Genomic DNA, 25569 nt, shown 5'->3' with positions numbered 1-25569 from the left:
TGAGCCCGCCAACTGTGGCAGAATCTCATACAGATATTATAGTTCAATCATTAGAATAAATAGCGGAGGCCGAGCCGACTGACGGGCCAGGCATGCATGCCCGGAATTAATGGTGAAAAGTGGAGCTGAGGGTAGTCGAAACCCCGACCTCTTCGATGCGAACGAAGCGCTCTACCAACTGAGCTACAGCCCCATTCGTTGCCCGACCGTAGCCGAACAACAGACTGTACTGTATCGCAGGGTGGGCACAAACGCAATCTGGACGGTCTGTGCCATGGCTCCGTGTTACAAACCCATGGCTCGGTTTCCGCGGCTGCCGGATGGGTTGTCGTATTCAGTCGCTGGGGTTCCCGCCCTGCTTGCTTTCCCCGAGATCGTCCCGGTCAGCGGCAGTCTGCGCGGATTGGGCCTTTTTGCCCTTGCCTGCCCTGGCCTTGATCAGTCCGATGACGGTCGGCATGACGGATATGAGCAGAATAAGGATGATGACCAGCTCGAAATGCTCCTGGACGGCCGGAATGCCGCCGAAGAAGTAACCCAGGAGGGTGAAGAGGGTGGACCAGACCAGGCCCCCCAGAACACTGAAGGGGGTGAACCGGCTCCACTTCATCCCCGAGATTCCCGAGATGAAGGGCATGAAGGTCCTGATGAAGGGGAAGAAACGGCCCAGGAATACCGCCAAGGGCCCCCACTTGTCTATCATTCCCTCGGTTTTGGCCAGCCGCTCCGGGGTCAAGGCCTTCACCCTGCCTGACCTGATGATGGCCCGTCCGAAAAAGTGCCCTATGAAGTAGTTGCTCTGGTCACCAAGGATCGGAGCCAGGCAGACGACCGGCAGGAGGATGTCCAATGTCATCCCGCTGGTGGGGTCGTGTGCGAAGACGCCGGCTGCGAACAGGAGGGAGTCGCCGGGCAGAAAGGGCATGAAGACCACGCCCGTCTCGATGAAGATGATCAGGAAGATGAATGCATATGTGGGCACCAGTCCCATGGCAATCCACCCTGCGATGGCGCTGCGCGGATCCTTGAGTAGGTTGATGAGCCAGTGTATGAATCCCATATGCCAAAGACCGTCCTGTTATGTTGGAGCACGAACCGTTCCAAACTGTAGCAAGCCTGGACCACAGCAGGTTGGTCTTCGCCAGACCCTTGCGAGGAAGACACAACCGTTGCGCATCTCGGCCTATGCGCGGACAATCCATATGAAGTGTGCCCCGCCGTTTGGAGGGTCGGGTGGCGGTGTGATGGCACCGTCCCGACCGTGCCCTGTGCGTATTCCGTCTCGAAGGGGTGTCAGCCAGAAGCCTACTTCTTCACGGCCTCACAGTGAACCGTTCTTGTAGGTAGTCTTGGTGTCGCCCTTGGTTCCGCGTTCGAAACGGTCGAAGGCCCGCAGATAGATCAGTGACTTGGCGTATGCCAGCCAGGAGAAACCGAAGATGATGACCAGGACCCGCAGGAAGGGCACATAGTAGACGAGGAAGGCGAAGGCCACGTCGATGGCCAGGAGGCAGACGGCGTAGAGGGGGATCCCCATGGGAACACCGACGGAGAGTTTGAAGAAACCCCAGACTGTATTGGTGTAGCGGGATTGCAGGGGGTAGAAGAACTCATATGAGAGGACCAGCAGGACGGTTCCGATGATAAGGATAATGAGGGCGAGATAGGTCATCGCCCCCTTCATATTCAGCCAGAAGGCCAGTGAGTAAATGACGATGGCACCCAGCGCCACGTGGATGATGAAGGCGATGATGGACTGCTTGAACTCCCGGATGAAGCGTTGCAGGTACTGTCGGCAGAGGGGTATGTCCTCGTGGTCGTCATAGGCGAAGACCGTTCCATACAGGGCGCTGCGGGCGGGTCCTATCGTGACCAGGGGTATGCAGGTGACGACGAAGAGCAGGTTCAGGGCTGTGAATCTGAGCAGGGTGTTCACGAACTGCCAGAAGGGGCTTTCGAGGTTGAAGTGCATGATCCGCCTTTCCTCTCTTCGACTCTACCCGCCGATCTTCCCGGCAGGGGCGGTGGCACGCAGGCAGGAGAGTGGGGCCGGCATTCCGTGACGTTGTGTCTGTCTGCTGCACCGCGGCTGCAGGGCCATTTGCCGGACCGGCCTGTCAGGAGGGTGCCCGGACCTGCCCAACCTGGACAATCTGTTGGATTGACGGGCGACGGTTCGGTCCTGTCTTACGTGGTGACATGCCTTGCAGCATACCGTGGCTTGACAGCTAAGTTAAATCGGTGTACTAATCTATTTACAAACATATAAATAAGCCTACTACGGTCTACACGGCGCCGAAAAGTAGTGGAAGCATACGGCGCATGGCTGGCAACGCAAGGGAGCGGGCTTATAGGGAAAGACAGGAGGGCAGGATGTCAACTGGCGACATTCCTTTAAAGGCCACCCGGCGGGGTAAGCCTAAACGCCAAGGGGGCATAAGCGGCAAGAAGAAGCACAGTATCAACCTCTTCCTTTTGACCGTCCCCTTTCTGATACTGGTTGTCCTTTTCAGTTACTATCCCCTGCTCGGCTGGGTATATGCCTTCTATGACTACCAGCCCCCCATCCCCCTGTCGGAGAGCGAGTTCGTCGGCTTCCAGTGGTTCAAGATGATTGTCCAGAACCCGGCCCAGCTGCACACGGTCGGCCAGGTCCTGATCAACACCTTCGTTATGAGTGGCTTGGGCATTCTTACCTCGTTCTTCCCGCTGTTCTTCGCCATCGGCCTCAATGAGATTCGCAACAAGCACTTCAAGAACGTCATTCAGACCCTGACCACCCTGCCCAACTTCATCAGCTGGGTCCTGGTCTACGCCGTGGCATTCGCCATGTTCTCCTCCACCGGCATGGTCAATGAGCTCCTGCAGAACATCCACCTGATCTCACAGCCCATCCACTTCCTGGATTCCGACAGCGGGACCTATTTCAAGATGCTCCTGTGGAGCCTGTGGAAGGGGCTGGGCTGGGGGTCCATCCTCTATCTGGCCGGCATATCCGGCATCGATCCCGAACTCTATGAGGCCGCACAGGTGGATGGGGCAAACCGCTTCCAGCAGATCATCCATGTCACGGTCCCGCAGCTCATGCCCACCTACCTGGTCATGCTGATGCTGAGCGTCTCCAACTTCCTGAACAACGGGATGGATCAGTACTTCGTCTTCCAGAACGCCTTCAATCTCAAGCACATCCAGGTGCTTGACCTGTACGTCTACAACGTGGGCATGGGCCAGAACAGCCTCTCTCTGGCTACGGCCATATCGATGCTGAAATCCCTGGTCAGTGTGGTCCTCCTGTTCCTGGTCAATTGGGCCTCGAAGCGGACCCGTGGCGAGTCAATTATCTGAGCGTGAGGGGAAAACAATCATGAGTGACAGCATGGCAATCGAATCGAAGGGTGTCTCCCCCCTCCTGCAGCGGACCAAGGGCGAGAAGGTGTTCAATGTCTTCAACATCGCCTTCTTCATCCTCTTCGCCTTCATCTGCGTCTACCCGTTCTATTATCTGATCATCAACAGCATCTCCGACAACACCTTGAGTGCCGCCGGCAAGATCACCGTCCTGCCCAAGGGGGTCCACTGGAGCAACTATGTGGAGGTCTTCAAGCTGGAGGGTCTGGGCACAGCCGCCATGGTCTCCCTGGGACGTACCGTGATCGGCGCGACCCTGACCGTACTGGCCAGTGCCTTCCTGGGCTTTCTCTTCACCCAGCAGGGCATGTGGCACCGCAAGTTCTGGTACCGCTTCATCATCGTGACCATGTACTTCAATGCTGGCTTGATTCCCATGTTCATCACGATGAAGAACCTGGGGCTGACCAACAACTTCTGGGTGTACATCCTGCCGGCCATCGTGCAGCCCTTCAACATCATCCTGGTGAAGACCTACATCGAGTCCATTCCCAAGTCCCTCCAGGAGGCGGCCGAGGTGGACGGTGCCGGCACCCTGACGGTCTTCTTCAAAATCGTCCTGCCCATGTGCACGCCGATTCTGGCCACGGTGGCCATCTTCTCGGCCGTCGGCCAGTGGAACTCCTTCCAGGACACCTTGATCTACATGACTGATTCCAAGCTCTACTCCCTGCAGTACCTGCTCTATCAGTACATCAACCAGGCAAGCTCCCTGGCCAGTGCAGTCAAGGCCAGCGCGGGCGGCGCCTTGAACATGGCGGCCCTGGCCACCCAGCAGACCCCGTCGTCGATCAGGATGACCGTCTCGGTCATCGTGGTCCTGCCCATCCTATTTATTTACCCGCTCTTCCAGCGTTACTTCGTCAAGGGCATGATGCTCGGCGCCGTCAAGGGCTGATCGGGAGGAGATGCAACCTCGCCGCTGTGTGGGCCTGTCCTGCGCGGCGGCCAGGAAGCGTCCATGTCGATTCATCAAGGAGGACAAATCGATGAGAGATGCAAGGCCGGCAGTGGCCCCGCCGGTCCGAAGGAGATCAACCACCGGGTTGACCATCACCGCTCACGGAGTCGTCGGCGGTTGGCAGGGGTCTGAAGCCGGGCGTATCGACCGAGGAAGGCCCCGCAGGCCGTTGAGACAGTCTTATGAGCCACAAGGATGTAAGCGGAAGTCAGAACCCTCCCGATGACCTGCGGTCCGCCGACCTGCCGAAGGTGACAGGACGGGCCCAGGAGCCGGACGGTGTCTGGAAAGGGGAAACATGCAAGCCAAGAAGCTGACGGCGGTGGCTGCCGCTGTCATAACTGTGTCCATGGCCTTGGCGGGCTGTGGCGGCGGCAACTCCGCCAACGAGAAGGACGACGGGTCGCTCATGCAGGTGGATGTCTTCGATGGCCTGGCCAACTACCAAGGCATCCAGAAGGGCTGGTTCGCCAAGATGGTCAAGGATAAGTTCAACCTTAAGTTGAACATCGTGGCCCCCAATGTGGCGGGCGGGGGCAACACCCTCTTCGATACCCGTTCGGCAGCCGGGAATCTGGGCGACATCGTCATCACCGGTTCCGGCTCCGGACAGGCGGCCAAGTTGGTCAAGGCCCATCTGATTGACGACATGACGCCCTACCTGAAGAATGCCAAGAACATCAAGAAGTACAAGTCCGCCACTGAAGCCTTCAACAAGGTGGCTGGGCAGACCAGCGGGGTCTGGGGCCTGCCCGGTTCGGTCACGTCCCTGCCGCCTACGGAACCCTCCGAGGGGCTGGAGCCCACCTTCGGCCCTTACGTGCGGTGGGACATCTACAAGGAGGTCGGATACCCCAGGATCGCCAACCTGGATGACCTGATCACCGTTCTCAAGCAGATGCAGGACAAGGCCCGGGCCGAGACCGGCGACAAGAACATCTACGCCATGTCCCTCTTCAAGGACTGGGACGGCAACATGATGAACAACGCCAAACAGCCCACCTGTTACTACGGTTACGACGAGATGGGCTTCGTCCTGGCCAAGGCCGACGGCTCCGACTACCAGTCGGTTACCCAGAAGGGCGGGATGTACGAGAAGGCCCTCCAGTTCTTCAACAAGGCATCACAGGCCGGCCTGGTCGATCCCGAGTCGACCACCCAGAACTACGACACCATGTACGCCAAGTACCAGCAGGGCAAGATTCTCTTTTCCTTCTGGCCCTGGCTGGGGCAGGCAGCCTACAACACCACGGACAACAAGGCCCAGGGCAAAGGCTTCATGATTGCGCCTCTGGAGGACATGAAGATCTTCTCCTACGGCGCCACACCTGACGGGGGGAGCACCTTCATCGCCTTGGGTTCCAAGGCCAAGAACAAGCAACGCCTGGTCAACTTCATCGACTGGCTCTACTCGCCTGAGGGAGTCTACGCCTCCGGTGCCCAGACCGGCGGGTCCGCTGGCCCCAAGAACCTGAACTGGACGGTCAAGGACGGCAAGCCCGAGCTGACCGATTTCGGCGAGAAGGTCCTCTTCGGCAACGGTGCCAATGTACCGGCCGATTGGGGCGGCGGCACCTACAAGGACGGGGTCTCGGCCTTGAACTACCCGACTGTGATCGTCCAGGACAAGGATCCCTCCACAGGCTACCCCTACAACGCCAGCATGTGGCCCTCGCAGCTGGCCAAGAACACGGACCCGCTGAGCACCGATTGGTCCGCCCACATGGGCGGGGCCAAGACCACCATGGAATATCTGAAGAAGAACGACAAGATCATGGTGGCCCCCGGTTCCAGCTACGTGACCCCGGACGAGTCCTCCCAGATAAAGACCCTCCGCGGCCAGGTGAAGACCGAGATCGTCAACGCCTCCTGGAAGGCCTCCTTCGCCAAGGACGACAACGAGTTCAATGCCCTCCTTGATGAGATGCGCTCCAAGGTTGACGGGATGGGCTACAAGCAGGTTCTCGATGTGGACATGAAGGACGCCAAGGATCAGAACACGGCCCGGGTGGACATCAAGAAGCAGTTCGAAAACAGGAAGTAAACCGGAGGATGAGCGTCCGGCCCTCGTCGGAGTCCCCGGGGGACCCGGACCTCACATCAAGATTTGCACACTCCGGTCGGCCCGTGTCGGGCGACCGCACGGGCCGACCGGGGAGTCTGAAAACCAGACTATGACAGAGAAAGGTAACAAGGAAACCATGAAGAAGAGCAAACTCGCAGTGGTGACGGCAGCGGTGCTGTCAGCCTCGCTGGCCCTGGCCGGCTGTGGCGGCGGCGGAGGCAACTCCGCCAACGAGAAGGACGACGGCTCCCTGATGAAGGTGGATGTCTATGACGACCTGGCCAACTATCAAGGCATCCAGAAGGGCTGGTTCGCCAAGATGGTCAAGGACAAGTTCAACATTCAGTTGAACATGATCTCGCCCAATGTGGCCGGTGGTGGCAGCACCCTCTTCGATACCCGTTCGGCGGCCGGGAACCTGGGTGATTTGGTCATCACCGGGGCCGGCAACGGCAGACTGACCAAGTTGATCAAGGCACACCTGATCGAGGATATGACGCCGTACCTGAAGAATGCCAAGAACATCAAGAAGTACAAGACCGCCACCGACGCCCTCAACAAGTTGTCGGGCCAGAGCAGCGGGGTCTGGGGGGTGCCGCAGAGTGTCTCCACCAAGAGCCCGACCGACCCTTCCGAGGGCAACGAGCCCGTCTTCGGCCCCTACATCCGCTGGGACTACTACCGTGAGATTGGCTACCCGAAGTTCAACAACCTGGATGACTTCCTGCAGGTGCTCAAGCAGATGCAGGACAAGGCTCGGGCCGAGACCGGCGACAAGAACGTCTACGCCTTCTCCCTGTTCAAGGACTGGGACGGCAACATGATGAACAATGCCAAGCAGCCCACGACCTACTTCGGTTATGACGAGATGGGCTTCGTCCTGGCCAAGGCCGACGGCTCCGACTACCAGTCGGTCACCCAGAAGGGCGGGATGTACGAGAAGGCCCTCCAGTTCTTCAACAAGGCCAACCAGATGGGCCTGGTCGACCCCGAGTCCTCCACCCAGAACTACGACACCATGTCGGCCAAGTACCAGCAGGGCAAGATTCTCTTCTCCTTCTGGAGCTATCTGGGGCCTGCCGCTTACAACACCACGGAAAACAAGGCCCAGGGCAAGGGCTATATGCTGGCCCCCATGGGTGACATGAAGATCTTCTCCTACGGAGCCACCCCCAATGGCGGCGCCTCCATCATTGCCGTCGGGTCCAAGGCCAAGAACAAGCAGCGCCTGGTCAACTTCATCGACTGGCTCTACTCCAGGGAGGGCGTCTATGCCATGGCCGGCAACGTCAAGGGCATGAACTTCGACATCAAGGACGGCAAGCCCGAGCTGACCGACTTCGGCAAGAAGCTCCAGAGCAACAAGTCCTCCAAGGTCTCCGCCCAGTTCGGTGGCGGCTCTTACTCCGACGGTGTATCCGCCCTGAACTTTGCCACCGAGCTGGCCACCGACATCGATCCCGACACCAAGGAGCCCTATGACTCCAGCATGTGGCAATCCACCATCGACCAGTTCAGCAACTCCGCCCTGGACAAGGATTGGTCCGAGCATATGGACGGGGCCAAGACCTCCATGCAGTACCTGGAGAAGGCGAACAAGCTCATGATCGCCCCCGGTTCCAGCTTCATCCAGCCCGATGAGTCCTCCCAGATCTCCACCCTGCGCGGTCAGGTGAAGACCGAGATCGTCAACACCTCTTGGAAGGCGGTCTTCGCCAAGGACGACAACGAGTTCAACAGCCTGATGGACGAGATGCGTTCCAAGGTCGACGGACTGGGCTTCAAGCAGGTTCTGGATGTGGACATGAAGAACGCCAAGGACCAGAACACGGCCCGCGTCAACATCAAGAAGCAGTTCGCCAACCGCGAGAAGGCGGAAGGCAACTGATTCCGCACCGGACGGTAAGGCGGGGGAGCTCTGGTGACCCTGCCTGCCGTCAGGCATGCACCGGTGGGGAGCGTTAGCCGGGAGGGTGGTCAACCACCCTCCTCCGTTGCGCTCCCCTTGCCATGCCGGTGGCACGGTTGATGCGTTTCCGGCCACCGGCTACGAATGCGGCCTTTCCTCCAATCAGGGGGCCGTGCCGCTAATGACAGAAAAGACAGAAAAGGAAAACGAGGTGCGAGAGCTACATGCTCCCATTTGAAAAGAACTCAAGGATCGTCTTTTGTGGGGACTCGGTCACCGATGTCAACCGTGATTACAAGGCCATTCCTGCCGGCTGGGGCTCCTTCGGCGATGGCTATGTCAACTTGGTCCACGCCCTTCTTACCGCCGTCTACCCCGACCGGGAACTCATGATCATGAATGAGGGAGTCAGCGGGGACGACATCAAGTTGATGGCAGCCCGGTGGGACAGGGACGTGCTCGACATGAAGCCCGACTATGTCTCCGTCATGATAGGGATCAACGACGTCTGGCGTCACTTTGACGGTCCCTTCCGCCAGGCGGACCTGGTCTCCCTGGATGAATTCGAACACACCTACGAGGATCTGATGGGCAGGACCGAGCCCCGTGTCAAAGGTCTGATTGTCATGAGCCCCTTCATGATGGAGCCCAACAGGGAGGACCCGATGAGGGCCATGGTCGACCGTTATGCCGAAGTGGCCAGGAAGGTGGCGGACCGACATAAGGCCATCTACGTGGACGTCCAGGCTGCCATGGATCACTTCCTCGAGAAACAGAGCAGCTACATACTCAGCATGGACCGTTGTCACCCCGGGATCGAGGGGCATATGCTGGTGGCCAGGACCTGGCTCCAAGCCGTCGGCTTCGACTGGGGAAGGACCACATTCGATGACGAAAAGTGAACAGGAACCCCGTCCCCTGCGTGAAGACGTGGTCGGGGCCGACGACCTTTCGCGGGTGGATGCCGAGATCAGCCGGGGTGCCTTCAAGGCCGATTGGGCCTCCCTGTGCGCCATGGAGCCCCCCACCTGGTTCGCCGATGCCAAGTTTGGCATTTTCACCCACTGGGGCCTGTACAGCGTGCCTGCTTACCGTAACGAGTGGTACTCGCGCAACATGTACATCAAGGGATACCCGGAGTTCGACCACCACGTGAAGACCTACGGACCCCAGAAGGAGTTCGGTTACAAGGACTTCATCCCCATGTTCAAGGCGGAGCGTTTCAACCCCGACCAGTGGCTGGACCTCTTCCGCCGGGCCGGTGCCCGCTACTACATGCCCGTGGCCGAGCACCACGATGGATTCCAGATGTACCGCAGCGACCTGTCGGAATGGAACGCCTTCGACAAGGGGCCCCATCGCGACCTGATCGGTGAGCTGCGGCGGGCCACTCTGGATGAGGGGCTTCACTTCGCTCTGTCCGACCACCGGGCTGAGCACTGGTGGTTCATGGGCCACGGGCAGGAGTTCGACAGCGACGTGCATCAGCCCATGAAGAGGGGTGACTTCTACTGGCCCGCCATGCCCGAGCCCGACAACCAGGACCTCTTCAGCAAGCCCTATCCCACCAAGGAGTACCTGGATGACTGGCTCCTGCGGGTCTGCGAGGTGATCGACGCCTACCGGCCCGAACTCCTCTACTTCGACTGGTGGGTCCAGCACGAGGCCTTCAAGCCTTATTTACAGCGCCTGGCTGCTTACTACTACGACCGGTCAGTCGAGTGGGGGATTCCGACCGCCATCTGTTACAAGATGGACGGCATGGCCTGGGGCTCGGGCATCGTGGACGTGGAGCGCGGCGGCTTCGCCAACCCCACACCCTTCGTCTGGCAGACGGACACTGCCATCGCCCGCAACTCCTGGTGCCACACGACCACCCTGGACCACAAGTCGGTGGCTGAAATCCTGGCCGCCCTCCTTGACGCGGTCAGCAAGAACGGCAATCTCATGCTCAACGTGGGCCCTTGCGCCGACGGGTCCATCGACCCCGAGGAGGAGGGGATGTTGGAATCCATCGGTCGGTGGATGGATGTGAATGGGGAGGGGATCTATGGATCCCGCCCCTGGTGGGTCGCCCAGGAGGGTCCCACCCACCCGGCAGCGGGGTCCTTCGCGGACCAGACCGAGGCCGTCTTCACCCCCGAGGATTTCCGGTTCACCTCGGCATCAGGCGCCATCTACGCCTACCAGCTCAAGCCGGCCGCAGATGGACGGGCCCTTATCAAGGCCTTTGCCCCACTTGGCAAGGAAGGGTCTGTCTTTCAGGGGATTGTCCGCCAGGTCAGCCAGTTGGGTGCAGGACCGGTCAGCTACGAGCTGACGGACCGGGGACTGGCGGTTCAGGGCCTCAAGGACCCCGTTGGAACCACGGCCAGCGGCCTGCCACTGGGCATCCGGATCGACGTGGAGTGAGATTCGGCCCCTGCGGGATTTCTGTCAGCGGCCCGAGGACTTAGTGACCGACAACAACAAGGAAAGATAGGAAGATATGAAGTTCCTCAACGGAGAATGGCTTGTGCGCGACGGTTTCGACGTCAAATATGCGGCCAATATCTACAGCGCGGACGTCGAAGAGAAGAGACTGACCCTCTACGCCCCCTTCCAGGTGATCAGGAATCCCGGCATGACCCTGGACGGAGGACTGCTCACCATCGAAGTCACCTCCCCCCGTCCCGACATCATCACCACCCGGATCATCAACTACAGGCAGGACCACAGCCATGACCCCCAATTCACGCTGAACCGGACTGATCCCCCGGTGAGGATCGAGGAGGATGAGAGGGGATGGACCTTCACCAGTGGCAGGCTGGCCCTGAAGATCGCCAAGGGTGACGCCATCGACTTCGAGTATGAGTATGAGGGCCGTCCGCTGACCAAGTCGGCGTGGAGGGGCAAGGCCCTTGTGACCGATGACGATGGCAAGCCACACGTGGTCGAGTCCCTCAACCTGGGCGTAGGAGAGAAGATCTACGGCCTGGGCGAGCGCTTCACCAACTTCGTCAAGAATGGGCAGACGGTCACCATCTGGAATCAGGATGGTGGCACAGGCACGGCCCAGGCCTACAAGAACGTCCCCTTCTATATGAGCAATCGGGGGTATGGGGTCTTCGTGGATTCCACTGACAAGGTGGAGTTCGAGATCGGTTCCGACGAGGTCTCCAAGGTCCAGTTCTCCGTCCCCGGCCAGGAGCTGACATATTCGGTGATTGGCGGCCAGGACCTCAAAGGGGTGCTCAACACCTATACCGATCTGACAGGCAAACCCCCACTGGTCCCCGACTGGAGCTTCGGTTTGTGGCTGTCGACCTCCTTTACCACCGACTATGACGAGAAGACCGTCAACGAGTTCGTCGACGGCATGGCGGAGCGGGACATCCCCCTGTCGGTCTTCCACTTCGACTGTCGCTGGATGGACGACCTGGAATGGTGCAACTTCGAGTGGAAACACTCCGCCTTCCCGGACCCCGAAGGGATGCTGGCCCGCCTCCACCAGAAGGGCCTCAAGGTCTGTGCCTGGATCAACCCCTACATTGCCCAAAAATCCAAACTCTTCAAGGAAGGGGCCGAGAAGGGGTACTTCATCAAGCGCACCGACGGCCAGGTCTGGCAGTGGGACAAGTGGCAGGCAGGCATGGCCATCGTCGACTTCACCAACCCCGAGGCGACGGCCTGGTACCAGAGTAAGCTCAGGCACCTGCTGGACCAGGGCGTGGACTGCTTCAAGACCGACTTCGGCGAGCGCATCCCCACCGAGGGCGTCGTCTATTACGACGGTTCCGATCCGGTCAAGATGCACAACTATTACACCCTCCTGTACAACAAGGCCGTCTATGACCTCCTGGTCGAGGTGAAGGGGGCCGACCAGGCCATCCTCTTCGCCCGCTCGGCGACGGTGGGCGGACAGTGCTATCCGGTCCACTGGGGCGGGGACTGCACCTCCAACTACCCCTCCATGGCTGAAAGTCTGAGGGCCGGCCTCTCCTTCGGTATGAGCGGATTCGGTTACTGGAGCCATGACATCGCCGGCTTCGAGGATCAGCCCACCCCCGACATCTACAAGCGCTGGACCCAGTTCGGCCTCCTTTCCTCGCACTCCCGCTACCACGGGTCCACCGCGTATAAGGTTCCTTGGCTATACGGGGATGAGGCCGTCGAGGTCACCCGTGAGTTCGCCAAGCTCAAGCAGCGTCTTGTGCCCTATCTGATCAAGATGTCGCATGAGACCCATGAGACGGGCCTGCCCATGATGAGGGCCATGGTCCTGGAATTCCCCAGCGACCCGACCTGCGAGGACATCGACACTCAGTACATGTTGGGTGACGACATCCTGGTGGCCCCAATCTTCAACGAGGACGGGACCGCCCGCTTCTACGTGCCTGATGAGGGCACGGGCCGACCCTGGGCCAACATGCTGACAGGAAAGACCTATGAGCCCGGACGCTGGTACCAGGAGACCTACGACTACCACACCCTGCCGGTCCTGGTCAGACCAGGCACAGACCCCCTCCACGTGTGAGCCGGAATCTGCTGCCACGTGCGGTCCTCCCCGGACCGGCAGGTCGGGGAGGACCTGGATTGCATAAATGAAAACGCCAATGGATGCATGTGCCCGTAGGCTTCCCACCGATTGGAGACCCTGCCGTCAGGTGGTGCATCCCCTATCGATACAGCCTTATCGGCAGAAGGAAGTGGATGGTTCATGACGACCGCCCTTGAATTCGTCAGACAGTTGGGCCTGGGCTGGAACCTGGGCAATACCTTCGATGCTTTTCCCCTCCAAGGAGAGCATGCGAGGGCTGTGAAAGAGGGTCGGACCTGGACCCCGGAGGATCAGGAGAAGCTCTGGTTCAACCAGCCTTTCACCCCTGGGTGCGCCCGCCTGGTCAGGCAGGCCGGGTTCGACACCATCCGCATCCCGGTCACCTGGGTGGAGTGGATTGACGGGGAGGGCCACGTGGACTCCATCTGGATGAACGCGGTCCGCCGGGCCGTCGACTGGAGTCTGGATGCAGGGCTCAAGGTGATCGTCAACGTCCATCATGATGGTGGTGAGGGCGACCTCCCCTGGATCCGCAAGGCGGACAAGGACCCGGATGGGGTCTGCAGGCGATTCGCCGGTCTCTGGCGTGAGATCGCCGACACGTTCAAGGATTACGGGCAGGACCTCATCCTGGAGGGTGGCAACGAGATCGGTTTCGATGACATGGACCGGGACCAGGCCTATGTCCTCCTGGAGAGGCTCAACCAGATCTTCGTCGACACGGTCAGGGCGAGTGGATCGCACAACGCCGACCGCTTCCTGCTGATTCCCGGTTACAACACCGACACGGCCATGACCTGTGACTCCCGTTACCACCTGCCCAAAGACAGCACGGCGGACCGGCTGATCGTATCCATCCACTATTACTCACCGGCCGATTTCGCCCTGGCCACACACGACACCACATGGTGCAAACCCAGGCAGGAGTGGGGCAGTGAGGCGGACATCAAGGCAGTGGAGGCGGATTTCGCCGCCCAGCGCCGCCGCTTTGTCGATGCCGGTATCCCCGTAATCATCGGAGAATACGGTCTGTTGACCGAGGCCGTGGATGGGAAGGACCATGCCAGTAACCTCAAGTGGATATCGACCGTTCTGAACTGCTGCCGCGAGAACGGATCCTGCCCGGTCCTCTGGGATACCTCCACCAAGGAGATGTGTTTCCTGGACCGGACCACCGGCCGCTTCTTCGACCCCGACATGGCCTCCTTATTCGCCCAGGCCAGGGCGGACCGCCAGTAGGGAGGTGCCGCGATGACCCTGTTCAACTGCAAACCCGCCCGCCGGATCGCCTCAGGATTCCACCCGGACCCGACCATCTGCCGTGCCCCTTCGGGCCGCTACTTCCTGGTCAACAGCTCTTTCGAGTATTTCCCGGGCCTTCCCGTATACGAGAGTGGCGACGGGAAGCATTGGGCCTTGATAGGGAACGCCATGGACCGACCTTCCCAGTTCCCCTGCGAGGGTATGGGCAACAGCGGGGGCATCTATGCTCCCACCCTGCGCTGGCATGACGGCCTGTTCTACCTGATCGTCACCAACGTCAACAAGGGGACCATGATCATGACCACGCCGGACCCCCATCAAGGATGGTCCGATCCTCTGTGGGTCAAGGGGTGGCCCGGTATCGACCCCACCCTCCTCTTCGATGATGATGGAACCGTCTACATCTGCGGCAATGAAAGCGACCAGGTTGACCAGGAAGGCAATAGGGAGGTCCCCGGTATCTATCTGTCCCGTCTGGATGTGGGCACTGGGACAGTCCTGTCTCAGAGGGAGAGGATCTGCGGGGGGACCACCGGTGCAAATCCTGAGGGGCCCCACATGTACAAGAGGGATGGGCTCTACTATCTGATGTGGGCCGAGGGAGGCACCGAGGCTGGCCACATGGAGAACATGGCCCGTTCCGCCTCGCCTACAGGCCCTTACGAGATGTGCCCGGGCAACCCCCTGATCACCAACCGGAGCACCCATCTGACCCTTCAGGCCATCGGCCACTGCGACTGTGCCGGATTCGATGAGGACCGTACCCTGATGGTCTTCCATGGAACCCGGAACAACCATGAGTATCCCGCCCAGGGTTGGCTGGGCAGGGAGTCCTATGAGGTCTGGTTCGATTGGAAGGATGGATGGCCCACCCTGGCCGACCAGTCCTACGATGTCCCTCTTCTGGGCGAGGGGGAGGCCCTTGAGGATCGGATTGACTGGATCACCCCCTCCCTGGACAGGGCAGGTCGTTTCAGCGTGACCGGTTCGGGTGACCCGACGGCGGCCCGCATACGCGTGGAGGCCGCCGGTCATGACTTCGGCCTGGACGACGGGGCGCCTATGATCGGGACCCGGCAGACCGACTTTCGTTGCACCCTCAAGGCCACCCTCCCCGATCCGGCCCAGTTGACTTATGGTCAGGCCGGATTGGCCGTCTATGCCAATGCCGGCCATTACATGGATCTGGCGGTGGAACCTGCGCGGAATGGTCTGGTGCACGTCCGGGTCCAGGTACACAACGCCGGCCTGGTCAGCCTGGTGGGGTCCGCGGACCTGCCTGCCGGGGCACCCATAGGCCTTGAGATCAGGGGGGACGAGATGGGTTACGCCTTCCGTGCTGTGGGTCGGGACGGGGATCACGACCTGGGTCATGCCCCGGGCAAGGTCCTCAGCTTCACCAATGCCGGTGGCTTCACCGGAATCCTTCTGGGGGTCTACGCCCACGGTTCCGGACGAGTTACCTTCGATCCGGTGACCTACCGGGTCTGAGCAATCTGTTCGTTCGCAAAAAACAACAAGAGAAGTCGCCCGCTATGGTGCCATCTAGTGCCCGTCGGACGACTTGAAGGAGATCGATCATGAAACCGACATTCAGCAGCTTCCTGTTCGGGGGCGATTGGAATCCGGAACAGTGGCCGGAGGACACCTGGGAACAGGACATCGAGAAGCTCGAGGACGCCCACATCAACGAGGCCACCATCAACGTCTTCTCCTGGGCCCTTCTGCAGCCTTCGGAAGAAAGATATGACTTCTCCATGCTGGATAAGATTGTGGCCCTCCTGGTCAAGCACCGGTTCAACATCGTCATGGCTACGGGGACGGCGGCCCTGCCCGCCTGGATGGTCAGAACCCACCCAGAGGTGATCCGGACCGACCAGGAGGGCAGGCATCGCGTTTCCGGTGGGCGGCACAACTTCTGCCCCACCAGTGAATACTTCCGACAGGCCTCCGGGGCTCTGGCAGGCCATCTGGCCGAGCGCTACGCCGACACCCCGGGTCTGGTGGCCTGGCATGTGGGCAACGAGTACGGCGGTGGCGGTGGCCTGTGTTACTGCGAGGGCTGTGCCCGGGCCTTCCGGGTCTGGCTGAAGGAAAAGTACGGCACGGTCCAGGCCCTCAACCAGGCCTGGTACGCCAATTTCTGGAGCCACACCATCTACGACTGGGATGACGTGGTTCCACCTGTAACCTACGGGGATGGGATCGGTGAGAACAAGTGCGTGATCTCCGGCCTGCAGATGGATTACCGCCGCTTCCAGGAGCAGGCACAGCTGGCCTGCTTTACCAATGAGCGTGACGCCATCCGCCGCCACGACGGGTCCACGCCAATCACCACCAACCTGATGGGGACTTTCAAGGACCTGGACTACTTCGAGTGGGCCCAGCAGATGGACCTGGTCAGCTGGGACAACTATCCGGGCATGGACACCCCATCCAGCTTCACGGCAATGTCCCACGACCTCATGCGGGGGGTCGGCGGAGGCCGTCCCTTCATGCTGATGGAGCAGACACCCAATCAGCAGAACTGGTTCCCCTTCTGCAAGGTCAAGCGGCCCGGCGAGGTCCGCAAGCTCAGTTGGCAGGCCGTGGCCCATGGGGCCGACACGGTGCAGTTCTTCCAGATGAAACAGTCCCTGGGTGGCTGCGAGCGCTTCCACGGGGCTGTCATAGACCACAGCGGGAGTGAGGAATCCCGAGTCTTCAAAGAGACCGCCGCCCTGGGGGCCGAACTGGACCGGGTGGGGGCCCGCCTCATGGGTAGCCGAGTGGTGGCCAGGGCGGCCATCATGTTCGACTGGCAGAGCTACTGGTCCCTGGAAGGTTGTGTGGGCCCCACGGCAGGATTCTCCTACCCCAAGGAGGTCCATCGCTTCTACCGGCCCCTCTACCGCCGCAACCTGGCCGTGGACTTCATCCCGAGCACGGCCCCGGTCGAGACCCTGAAGAAGTACGACCTGATCCTGGCCCCGGCCCTGATCTCCCTATTGCCTGGTGTGGCAGACCACCTGGAGTCCTATGTATCCGATGGGGGCACTTTCGTCACCGGCTATATGGCCGGTATCCACGACGAACGCGACCTGGTGGTTCCAGGCGGGTATCCGGGTGCTCTAAGGAAGCTGACCGGTGTCTGGGTCGAGGAGATCGATGCCCTGGCGCCTGATGAAACCATGCCGGTGGAAGGTCTGGCAGCTGTCGACGGCCATCCTGCCGGTCAGATCGTGGCCTGCCTGATTCATTGCGAGGGAGCCAAGCCCCTTGCCTCCTACGGGGGCGGCGACTTCTACGCCGGCAGCCCGGCCCTGACGGTGAACGGTTTCGGCGGGGGAAGGGCCTACTTCGTTGGCACTCCCTTGGACGAGGCCGGCATGGATGCCTTCATGGATCCCATCATTGACAGCCTGGGGCTCCCTGCGGTCGACACTCCCAAGGACGTCAGCCTTTCCCTCCGCCAATCGGATGATGGGACCCGGTATGCCATCGTGATCAACTCGGCCCGTTCACCAATTACCGCCGACCTCCCCCTCCTGAAGGGCGGTGAGGACCTCCTGGCCGGCGGCCGGGTGTCTGGCCCACTGGATATGCCGCCCTACGGGGTGGCTCTGGTCGCACTGGCCTGACCGGCCAACGGTGAACCTGAGTATCCGGGTCCTGTCATGGCCGGCATCAAGGAGATCCGGGCCAGGATGGAGCTAGGGGTGTGGGCGGGAGTCAGGCGGTCGGACCTTCCTGGTCCCTGAAGGTCCGCTTGATCCAGGCGGCCGCGAGACGGGGCCAGATCTGCACGCAGGGTTCGATTCCATTGGTGCCCTGCCAGGCGGTCTCTTCAGTCCCCAGGCCCAGACCGTGGCCTCCGTGGGGGAAGAGGTGGGCTTCCACGCTGACCCCAGCCTGCTTGCATGCTTCTACCAGCATGAGGGTGTTCTCCGGAGGGACCAGGCCATCCTCCATGGTGTGCCAGACGAATACGGGCGGGGTCTTGCTGTCTATGTGCTTCTCGATGGAAACCGCTTCCAGGGCTGCAGGGTCCTCCTTCTTGTCGCCCAGGAGGTGGTCGATGCTCCCCCGGTGTGCGAGGGGGCCGGAGGTGATGACCGGATAACCCAGCATGAGGCCGTCGGGGCGGACGGCGTCGGGGTCATAGCCATGGGCCCGGAGGTCCTGGTCTCCGGCGGTCGTGGCCAGGTTGGCCGCCAGGTGGCCACCGGCTGAGAAGCCCATGATGCTGATGGCTTTGGGGTCCACGTGCCACTGGTCGGCGTGCTCACGGATGCGCTTCATGGCTTCGGCCGCCTCGACCAGGGCCGTCGGGTACACGGAGGGCCAGCAGGAATAGCGCAGGATGAAGGCATTGCAGCCAGCCGCCAGGAACTGTGTGGCGATGGGCTCGGCCTCCCTGTCGGAGGTCATCTCATAGCCGCCTCCGGGAATGATCAGGACCGATGGGCGGACCCGGTCCGGCACTACCTCCTGGCTGTTGTCCAGGCTGTAGCCGACGAACTTGGCCCGGCTTCCGTCAATCCCCTCAATCTCCTGTTCAAAATACTGCATCTGCTCTCATCCTCTTCGATAGTTGGGGCCCGCAGGCCGTGGCTCATTGTAAATCACCGGATGACCCAGTGTCACCTCAGAAGGTCACGGTCACGTCCACCGGATTTTCGCTGGTCTGGGGTGGTACCATCCCGCCACTCAGTTCGTGGCCGTCCAGGCTGACCGAACGCCTTCCGGTCCGTTTCATGGAGATCCGATAGGTGACCCCCCTCCAGGTCCTGCCGACGGTCAGGTCATTGAATTCGGCGGGCAGGTGGGGTTCGATGACCAGTCCGTCCAAGGTGGGCCTGACCCCCAGCAGGTACTGGGAGACATCCACGAAAGACCAGGCGGCCGTGCCTGTCAGCCAGGAGTTCTTTCCTTCGCCGGGGGTGGGGGACTCAGGACCGGCCATCATCTGGCAGTAGACGTAGGGCTCCACCTTGCGGATGTCGGACTTCTCCTCCAGGTAGGCCGGGCAGGTACGCCTGTAGACCGCGAAGGCCTCTTCGTCATCGCCGACCATGGCGTTGGCTATGGAGATCCAGGGGTTGACGTGGCAGAAGATGCCGCCGTTCTCCTTGTATCCCCTGGGATAGGAGGAGATCTCGCCCAGTTCGATCCGGTAGGTGGAATAGGCGGGGGCCAGGATGGCCGTACCCCAGGAGGAGGTCAGCCTCTCCTTGACCGAGGTCAGGGCCCGTCGGGCCTTGCCGTCATCGAGACCGATACCGGCCATCACACACATCCCCTGGGGTTCGATGTAGATCTGTCCCTCGGTGTCGGCGTGGGAACCGACAGGACGGGAGTAAGCGTCGTAGGCCCTGAGGAACCACTGGCCGTCCCAGCCGGCCTCCTCCACGGCATGGATCATCTTTTCGATGGCCTGGCGGACCGAGGCGGTTTCCTGGTCCACAGCATCCCTGTCCATCCCGCAATCCGTCCCGTAATGGTCCAGGATGTCGGCATAGTGGCCGGCGTATAGGACGAACATGCCTCCGATTAGGACCGACTCGGCCACACCTGTGTCATTGTTTTCTACGGTCTGGAAACTCTCTCCCGGTGTATCGGAGAAGCAGTTGAGGTCAAGGCAGTCGTTCCAGTCGGCCCGTCCGATCAGGGGGAGGTCATGCGGGCCCAGGTGGTTCATCGTGAACCCGATCGACCGGCGCAGGTGCTCCAGGAGGGGTTTCTCGGTCCCCTCCACATTGTTGAAGGGGACGGGCTCCTCCAGGATGGAGGAATCCCCGGTCTCGGCCAGGTAGGCGTAGGTGCCGGCCACCAGCCAGAGGGGGTCGTCGTTGAAGCCGCCGCCGATGTCGGCGTTCCCCCTCTTGGTCAGGGGCTGGTACTGGTGCCAGGCCGACCCATCCTCCAGCTGGGTTGAGGCGATGTCGATGATGCGCTGACGGGCGCGGTCGGGGATCAGGTGGACAAAGCCCAGGAGGTCCTGGTTGGAGTCGCGGAAGCCCATTCCCCTCCCCGTGCCTGACTCGAAATAGGAGGCCGAGCGCGAGAGGTTGAAGGTGACCATGCACTGGTACTGGTGCCAGATGTTGACCATTCGATCCAGGCGAGGGTCGCCACTGTCCAGGGTGAACCGGCCCAGGATGGCGGTCCAGTAGGCCTTGAGGTCGGCGAAGGCCTGGTCGACCTGGTCGTCCCTCCTGAAGCGGTCGAAGAGGGCGTGCGCTGGCCTCTTGTTGATGATTCCCACCTTGGAAGGGTCATCGGGGTCCTCCCACTTGTCTTCCTTGGGCAGCTGGACATAGCCCAGGATGAATACCAGGCTCTCCTCCTGGCCGGGATCCAGGGACAGCCTGACCCTGTTGGCGGCTATAGGGAACCAACCGTGTGCCACGGAGTTGCGGGCCCTGCCCTCGGTGATGGCTTCTGGGGTGTCCCAGCCGTTGAACTTACCCAGGAACTCGTCCCTGCTGGTGTCGAACCCGCAGGTGGGCCGGTTGACCCCGAAGAAGGCGTAATGGTCCCGGCGTTCCTTGTACTCGGTCTTGTGATAGACAATGGTGGCTTCCGGGCCCTGCTCTACCTCCACTTCGCCTGTAGACAGATTGCGCTGGAAGTTGCTGGAGTCGTCCACGGCGTTCCACAGGCACCACTCCACGCAGCCGGTCACATCCAGGAGGATGGGGGAGTCGGTGGTGTTCCTGATTTTTAGACGGTTGATTTCGGCATCGGCATCCACGGGAACGAAGGCGGTCATGACCGTATCGATCCCCTTGTAGGAGGATTCGAAGATGGTGTATCCGGTCCCCTGGCGGCAGCTGTACCGGTCCAGGGGAGTCCTTGAGGGCAGGAAGGTGGGCGACCAGGTGGCCAGGGGGGCGGACTCTGGGTTGTCCCGATCCATAAGGCTCAGGTAGTAGTTGCGGCTGCCGTTGTCGGCTGGTACCCCGTTGTAGCGGTAGCGGGTTATCCTCTGGAGCTTGGCGTCCTTATAGAAGGAATAACCGCCGCCTGTGTTGGAGATGAGGGAGAAGAAGTCCTGGTTGCCCAGATAGTTGATCCAGGGCAACGGGGTGGCGGGTGTGTCGATGACATACTCTCTGGCTGCGTCGTCAAAATGACCGTATTGCATGTTCTCCCTATCCTCAATGCGACCTTGGCCCAGCCTCGTCGGGTTGGGGCCAGGTGGGCAGGCCGTAGGCGACCCTTCAGGACTGTCCAGGGGCGTCACAACCCCTTGAAAGCAGCAGTGTCCTGCCGGAATAGCTGCCGGAATCGTACCCCGCTCCGGGAAGGACAGCCAAGGCTTGCGACCCGCGTTTGTATTATCGTTTGACTAAGATGATAGCATTCATTGATAAACCTATAGATAAGCGTGTGCGGATTTCCTATAATGGTTGAATTCATGCGGCGACCAACAGGCCCGAACTCCGAAGATTGGGCACGTCGGAGCCGCCTGCAGTCATGATGGGGACCCGCAAGGGCGGGTGGCAACTCCAGGGACAGGGTCCCATCGCCCGCCAGGTGCCTGAGTAAAGGGGGTTCATGACTGGCGTAGATGATTGGAACCAGTACCGGGCCGGCAGGAAGGTCACCGGATCCGGTCCGATGGGCGGGTCCACTTTCTCTGAGAACCCGCGTGCCCGTCAGGTCTTTACCGGCAAGGGCTTCACCCGGCGTAAGCGGATGACCGCCAATGAACGCAGGGACCAGATTGTCAAGGCAGCCGTCAAGGTGATTGCCGCCAAGGGCTTTTGGGGGATGTCCCTGCAGGACGTGGCCGATCAGGTGGGCATCACCGAGGCCGCCCTCTACCATTACATCGACTCCAAGAACGACCTGTTCAGCATGGTCATGGAGCAGGCCTATGACTCCCCTGAGGCCGACGAATTCATCTACAAGACCTGTACCGGGACGGATGCGGATGGACACAACCTCCTCTTCTTCCCTCGATTCTGCGCCAACAACGTCATTTTCAATGCCCGCAGGCCGGAGATGGTCAAGCTCTTCTCCATCCTGAACGGGGAGGCCCTGAGCCCCTCGCACCCGGCCCACCGCTATTTCATAGGCCGCAACCAGAAGTTCTGGCAGACCATCAAGTCGCTGAACTGGTGCCTGCCCAGAGGGTACGACCTGGACCGCTTCCACCACATGTGGATGCTGTGCATGTCCGCCATGGATGGCCTGCAATACCGCTGGCTGGCTGACGGGTCAGCCGACCTGGTGGCCGAGTGGCTCGCCTTCTCCGACGAGCTTTTCCCCCAGGAGAAGTGGCATGGGTTCATGGACCCTAGTGACATCGATCCGGATTCCGAAGTCTGCCTGGCTTCCTACGGCCTTATCACGGGTGGGGAGCAGGCGGTTCAGGACCGGCAGCCTCGGTCAGACGACCCCTGTGATGGGACAACGGCTACCGGGGGCGTCCACCGGCCGGAAGACAGCAAATGACCGCAAGCGCGTAAAGCGCCATGGACATGGAAGCAACGAAAGAGAGGATTGGCATGGGCCAAGAGAGTAAGTTCATCTTCCCCTCCGATTTCACCTGGGGGACTGCCACGGCTGCCTTCCAGGTGGAAGGGGCGGCACATGAGGACGGCAGGACGGATTCCATCTGGGACACATATTGTGCCCAACCGGGCGTGGTCGTCGACGGGTCCAACGGTGATGTGGCCTGCGATCAGTATCACCGCTATCCGGAGGACATAGCCCTGATGAAGCAGATGGGTGTTGGCGCCTACCGCATGTCCATATCCTGGTCCCGCATTTTCCCCATGGCCGGTGGTCCGGTGAACCAGGCCGGGCTGGACCACTACCTGAGGGTCCTTGATATGCTGCGCGACAATGAGATCAGGCCCATCGTCACCCTATACCACTGGGACCTTCCCCAGTACCTACAGGATGCAGGTGGCTGGCCCAGCAGGGACACAGCCCTCCGCTTCGGCGACTACGCCTCCGCCTTGGCCGCTTCCTTCGGCGACCGGGTGGATACCTGGACCACCTTGAATGAGCCCTGGTGCGCGGCCTATTTGGGTTATGGGAACGGTGCCCACGCCCCCGGGATCAAGGACTACGACCAGGCCCTGGCCGCCGTCCACCATCTGAACCTGGCCCATGGACTGGCCTGCCAGGCCATCAGGGCCCAGGTCGGGCAGTATGCCCGGCTTTCGGTCACCCTCAACCTTCAGGTTACCCGGGCGGCCTCGGACAGCCAGGAGGACCGTGCCGCCAAGAAGAGGGCCGACCTCTTCGCCAACGAGGTCTTCCTGGCCCCCATGCTGGAGGGTGCTTATCCGGAAGGTGTCAGTCAGGCGGCGGGGGAGGATACCGACTGGCGTTTCGTGCGGGACGGTGACCTGGAGACCATCCATCAGCCCCTTGACGTCCTGGGATTGAACTACTACGCCACCACCTATGTAAAGGCCAGGAGGGCTGATGACGAATCCGCCGATGCCTCGGTCGGCCCTGAGGGCAAGCTGGTCGATCGCCATGCCAACGCCATGCCGGCCCAGGAGGGCGTGGAAGGGCAGGCCCCGCAGGGAGAGCTGACGGGAATGGGCTGGAACCAGGAGCCCCAGGGCTTGACCGATGTGCTGGTCGAGCTGGGCCGACGTTTCCCTGACATGGAACTCATGGTGACCGAGAACGGCTCCGCCTGGGATGACCAGGTCAGTCAGGATCCGGACGCACCCGGCGGGAAGATCGTTCACGACCCCAAGCGGGTGGCCTATCTGGAAGAGCATGTCAAAGCCGTGGCCAGGGCCATCCAGGCCGGGTCCCGGGTGACCGGCTACTTCGCCTGGTCCCTGTTGGACAACTTTGAATGGGCCCTGGGCTACACCAAGCGCTTTGGGCTGATCAGGGTCGATTATGACACCCAGGAGCGGATCTGGAAAGATTCAGGAAGGCGCTACTCCCGGATTGTTCAGGCCAATGCCATCTGAGAGGGCTCTGATACCGATTGGTCTGCGGTCGGCAACGGCTCCGCATGCGATCTGTGGGCCGCACAACCGATCCTGAACATTTAATCAGGTTGATCATGCAGGCAGGGGAGGGGGTGACTCTCCCCGCCGGCATGATTGAAGTTTCCTGATTTCCGAACCCCTCATATCCAGCTTGGTTGCCACATGTGAATTCATCGGAGCCCGCAATGAATCGGAAGGGCTGTCCACAGAGGAAGACAAGAGAGGGAGACCGGGACGATGAGCCCCAGGATGATCGTGCACCAGCGTCGACGGGCGGGTTGGACTGCATTGACATTTTTTACAACGATAGATAAACTTGTGTTGTCATGACGGCATAGTTGCCGGCTGTGGATTCCCCCAGGTTCAAGGATTGAGCCGGATGGGAGCGAAACTAGTCATAGAAGGGCTGAGCATGAACGGAACCGATGCAGAAGTCGACCGTCAGGTCAAGACTTCCGGTAAAACCGCGCGCCTCGCCTCCTCCAAACCCGCCAAGGCACATAAGGTCCTTTCGTCGCGGGGGGGGGGGGTATAAATCTTCCCTAAAGCGCTGTTGGCCCTTATGGGTCATGGTGCTTCCAGCCATGCTGTTCGTGGCCGTATTCAACTACGGCCCTATGTACGGCATTCAACTGGCGTTCAGGAAGTATGATTTTACCAAGGGCCTCACCGGAGGCGACTGGGTGGGCTTCCAGTATTTCAAGCAGTTCTTCGCCTCACCTATGTTCAAGCCCCTCATGGTCAACACGATCAGGATCAGTCTGTGGACTCTGGTCATGGGCTTCATCGCCCCCATCATCCTGGCTCTCCTGATCAACCAGATCCATTCCACCAAGGTCAAGAGCTTCGTACAGACCATCACCTACATGCCGCACTTCATATCTACGGTGGTGATTGTGGCCATGATCAACCTCTTCCTGACCCCCTCCACAGGTCTGCTCACCCGTTTCCTCTCCTTCCTCCACGTCGACAACGCCAACTTCATGGGCAATCCCAGCACCTTTACGCCCATCTACTGGATCAGCGAGGTCTGGCAGCATATGGGCTGGAACTCGATTATCTACCTGGCCGCCCTCAGTTCGGTCGACGTGGCCCTCTACGAGGCAGCCAAGATGGACGGGGCAGGCCGTTTTCAGCTTATTCGTTACATCGATATACCCGCCATCATGCCCACGGCCGGCGTCCTCCTGATCCTGAACATGGGCGGTGTGCTCAACGTAGGTTTCGAAAAGGTCTTCCTCATGCAGAACACCCTGAACCTGCCAGCCTCCGAGGTCATATCGACCTACACCTACAAGATCGGCATCCTGCAGAATCAATTCTCGTATTCCACAGCCATCGGCCTGTTCAACATGCTCATCAACTTCGTCTTCCTGGTCATCGCCAATCAGATCTCCAGGAGGGTGTCTCACACCGGCATCTTCTGAGGGGGAGGAAGACAACAAAATGGAAAACACGCAAGAC

The 25569-nt window shown here is 60.6% G+C and carries 17 protein-coding genes and 1 tRNA gene; 13 read left to right on the top strand and 5 right to left on the bottom strand.

All coding sequences use genetic code 11. The annotated features are described in order from the left end of the window. Positions 1-120: 120 nt before the first annotated feature. From H3U90_RS02865 to H3U90_RS02855, 3 genes are all read right to left on the bottom strand, one after another. Positions 121-193 (bottom strand) — tRNA-Ala (locus H3U90_RS02865). 141 nt (positions 194-334) lie between these two features. After that, positions 335-1060 (bottom strand): DedA family protein, encoded by a 726-nt coding sequence (locus H3U90_RS02860; protein ID WP_198176966.1) that lies wholly within the window; start codon positions 1058-1060, stop codon positions 335-337. 261 nt (positions 1061-1321) lie between these two features. Continuing rightward, positions 1322-1972 carry a YesL family protein gene (locus H3U90_RS02855; protein ID WP_198176965.1) on the bottom strand — a complete coding sequence of 217 codons (651 nt, stop codon included), beginning with the start codon at positions 1970-1972 and terminating at the stop codon, positions 1322-1324. A 350-nt stretch (positions 1973-2322) separates the two neighbouring features. On the opposite strand from H3U90_RS02855, the gene H3U90_RS02850 reads away from it, so the two are divergent. The 10 genes from H3U90_RS02850 to H3U90_RS02805 all read left to right on the top strand — a co-directional run bounded on the left by H3U90_RS02850 (position 2323) and on the right by H3U90_RS02805 (position 17766). Further along, the gene (locus H3U90_RS02850) at positions 2323-3345 is read left to right on the top strand and encodes an ABC transporter permease (protein WP_198176964.1); all 1023 of its coding nucleotides are present in this window, start codon (positions 2323-2325) and stop codon (positions 3343-3345) included. A gap of 31 nt (positions 3346-3376) precedes the next feature. Beyond that, complete coding sequence (locus tag H3U90_RS02845; protein ID WP_198176963.1) at positions 3377-4306, top strand: carbohydrate ABC transporter permease; 930 nt, start codon at positions 3377-3379, stop codon at positions 4304-4306. A gap of 361 nt (positions 4307-4667) precedes the next feature. Beyond that, the gene (locus H3U90_RS02840; protein WP_198176962.1) at positions 4668-6413 is read left to right on the top strand and encodes an ABC transporter substrate-binding protein; all 1746 of its coding nucleotides are present in this window, start codon (positions 4668-4670) and stop codon (positions 6411-6413) included. Positions 6414-6570: 157 nt separating this feature from the next. Then, entirely contained in the window at positions 6571-8322 is a 1752-nt protein-coding gene (locus H3U90_RS02835) for an ABC transporter substrate-binding protein (protein WP_198176961.1), read from the top strand. Between the two features lie 245 nt (positions 8323-8567). After that, positions 8568-9245 (top strand): SGNH/GDSL hydrolase family protein, encoded by a 678-nt coding sequence (locus H3U90_RS02830; protein ID WP_198176960.1) that lies wholly within the window; start codon positions 8568-8570, stop codon positions 9243-9245. After that, positions 9232-10755 carry an alpha-L-fucosidase gene (locus H3U90_RS02825; RefSeq protein WP_198176959.1) on the top strand — a complete coding sequence of 508 codons (1524 nt, stop codon included), beginning with the start codon at positions 9232-9234 and terminating at the stop codon, positions 10753-10755. The genes H3U90_RS02830 and H3U90_RS02825 overlap by 14 nt, the downstream gene beginning before the upstream one ends. Positions 10756-10831: 76 nt before the next feature. Next, positions 10832-12859, top strand: coding sequence for an alpha-xylosidase (gene yicI / locus H3U90_RS02820; protein ID WP_198176958.1), 2028 nt, complete (start codon positions 10832-10834; stop codon positions 12857-12859). A gap of 183 nt (positions 12860-13042) precedes the next feature. Beyond that, positions 13043-14122, top strand: coding sequence for a glycoside hydrolase family 5 protein (locus H3U90_RS02815; RefSeq protein ID WP_198176957.1), 1080 nt, complete (start codon positions 13043-13045; stop codon positions 14120-14122). 12 nt (positions 14123-14134) lie between these two features. After that, positions 14135-15637, top strand: coding sequence for a glycoside hydrolase family 43 protein (locus tag H3U90_RS02810; protein ID WP_198176956.1), 1503 nt, complete (start codon positions 14135-14137; stop codon positions 15635-15637). Between the two features lie 89 nt (positions 15638-15726). Beyond that, entirely contained in the window at positions 15727-17766 is a 2040-nt protein-coding gene (locus tag H3U90_RS02805; RefSeq protein ID WP_198176955.1) for a beta-galactosidase, read from the top strand. Positions 17767-17857: 91 nt separating this feature from the next. On the opposite strand, the gene H3U90_RS02800 is transcribed toward H3U90_RS02805, so the two are convergent. Together H3U90_RS02800 and H3U90_RS02795 are read right to left on the bottom strand one after the other, a co-directional pair. Beyond that, positions 17858-18697, bottom strand: a complete 840-nt coding sequence (locus H3U90_RS02800; protein ID WP_198176954.1) for an alpha/beta hydrolase — start codon at positions 18695-18697, stop codon at positions 17858-17860. Positions 18698-18773: 76 nt separating this feature from the next. Beyond that, the gene (locus tag H3U90_RS02795) at positions 18774-21275 is read right to left on the bottom strand and encodes a GH36-type glycosyl hydrolase domain-containing protein (protein WP_198176953.1); all 2502 of its coding nucleotides are present in this window, start codon (positions 21273-21275) and stop codon (positions 18774-18776) included. 413 nt (positions 21276-21688) lie between these two features. Between H3U90_RS02795 and H3U90_RS02790 the strand changes: the two genes are divergently transcribed. From H3U90_RS02790 to H3U90_RS02780, 3 genes are all read left to right on the top strand, one after another. Then, complete coding sequence (locus H3U90_RS02790; RefSeq protein ID WP_198176952.1) at positions 21689-22591, top strand: TetR/AcrR family transcriptional regulator; 903 nt, start codon at positions 21689-21691, stop codon at positions 22589-22591. A gap of 53 nt (positions 22592-22644) precedes the next feature. Beyond that, positions 22645-24084 carry a glycoside hydrolase family 1 protein gene (locus H3U90_RS02785; RefSeq protein ID WP_198176951.1) on the top strand — a complete coding sequence of 480 codons (1440 nt, stop codon included), beginning with the start codon at positions 22645-22647 and terminating at the stop codon, positions 24082-24084. A 446-nt stretch (positions 24085-24530) separates the two neighbouring features. Beyond that, positions 24531-25532 carry an ABC transporter permease gene (locus tag H3U90_RS02780; protein ID WP_198176950.1) on the top strand — a complete coding sequence of 334 codons (1002 nt, stop codon included), beginning with the start codon at positions 24531-24533 and terminating at the stop codon, positions 25530-25532. Positions 25533-25569 lie beyond the last annotated feature (37 nt).

The organism is Bifidobacterium sp. W8103 (genome assembly GCF_016100775.1).
In the GTDB taxonomy this organism is placed as follows: domain Bacteria; phylum Actinomycetota; class Actinomycetes; order Actinomycetales; family Bifidobacteriaceae; genus Bombiscardovia; species Bombiscardovia choladohabitans.
This window is presented reverse-complemented; position numbering and strand designations above follow the sequence as displayed.

What these genes read in the sequence shown, in the direction of transcription:
- H3U90_RS02810 (WP_198176956.1), top strand. Translation starts at nt 14,135, where the DNA reads ATGACCCTGTTCAACTGCAAACCCGCCCGCCGGATCGCCTCAGGATTC.
- H3U90_RS02815 (WP_198176957.1), top strand. Translation starts at nt 13,043, where the DNA reads ATGACGACCGCCCTTGAATTCGTCAGACAGTTGGGCCTGGGCTGGAAC.
- H3U90_RS02845 (WP_198176963.1), top strand. Translation starts at nt 3,377, where the DNA reads ATGGCAATCGAATCGAAGGGTGTCTCCCCCCTCCTGCAGCGGACCAAG.
- H3U90_RS02825 (WP_198176959.1), top strand. Translation starts at nt 9,232, where the DNA reads ATGACGAAAAGTGAACAGGAACCCCGTCCCCTGCGTGAAGACGTGGTC.
- H3U90_RS02785 (WP_198176951.1), top strand. Translation starts at nt 22,645, where the DNA reads ATGGGCCAAGAGAGTAAGTTCATCTTCCCCTCCGATTTCACCTGGGGG.
- H3U90_RS02800 (WP_198176954.1), bottom strand. Translation starts at nt 18,697, where the DNA reads ATGCAGTATTTTGAACAGGAGATTGAGGGGATTGACGGAAGCCGGGCC.
- H3U90_RS02860 (WP_198176966.1), bottom strand. Translation starts at nt 1,060, where the DNA reads ATGGGATTCATACACTGGCTCATCAACCTACTCAAGGATCCGCGCAGC.
- H3U90_RS02840 (WP_198176962.1), top strand. Translation starts at nt 4,668, where the DNA reads ATGCAAGCCAAGAAGCTGACGGCGGTGGCTGCCGCTGTCATAACTGTG.
- H3U90_RS02855 (WP_198176965.1), bottom strand. Translation starts at nt 1,972, where the DNA reads ATGCACTTCAACCTCGAAAGCCCCTTCTGGCAGTTCGTGAACACCCTG.
- H3U90_RS02850 (WP_198176964.1), top strand. Translation starts at nt 2,323, where the DNA reads ATGGCTGGCAACGCAAGGGAGCGGGCTTATAGGGAAAGACAGGAGGGC.
- H3U90_RS02790 (WP_198176952.1), top strand. Translation starts at nt 21,689, where the DNA reads ATGACTGGCGTAGATGATTGGAACCAGTACCGGGCCGGCAGGAAGGTC.
- H3U90_RS02830 (WP_198176960.1), top strand. Translation starts at nt 8,568, where the DNA reads ATGCTCCCATTTGAAAAGAACTCAAGGATCGTCTTTTGTGGGGACTCG.
- H3U90_RS02795 (WP_198176953.1), bottom strand. Translation starts at nt 21,275, where the DNA reads ATGCAATACGGTCATTTTGACGACGCAGCCAGAGAGTATGTCATCGAC.
- H3U90_RS02805 (WP_198176955.1), top strand. Translation starts at nt 15,727, where the DNA reads ATGAAACCGACATTCAGCAGCTTCCTGTTCGGGGGCGATTGGAATCCG.
- yicI (WP_198176958.1), top strand. Translation starts at nt 10,832, where the DNA reads ATGAAGTTCCTCAACGGAGAATGGCTTGTGCGCGACGGTTTCGACGTC.
- H3U90_RS02780 (WP_198176950.1), top strand. Translation starts at nt 24,531, where the DNA reads ATGCAGAAGTCGACCGTCAGGTCAAGACTTCCGGTAAAACCGCGCGCC.
- H3U90_RS02835 (WP_198176961.1), top strand. Translation starts at nt 6,571, where the DNA reads ATGAAGAAGAGCAAACTCGCAGTGGTGACGGCAGCGGTGCTGTCAGCC.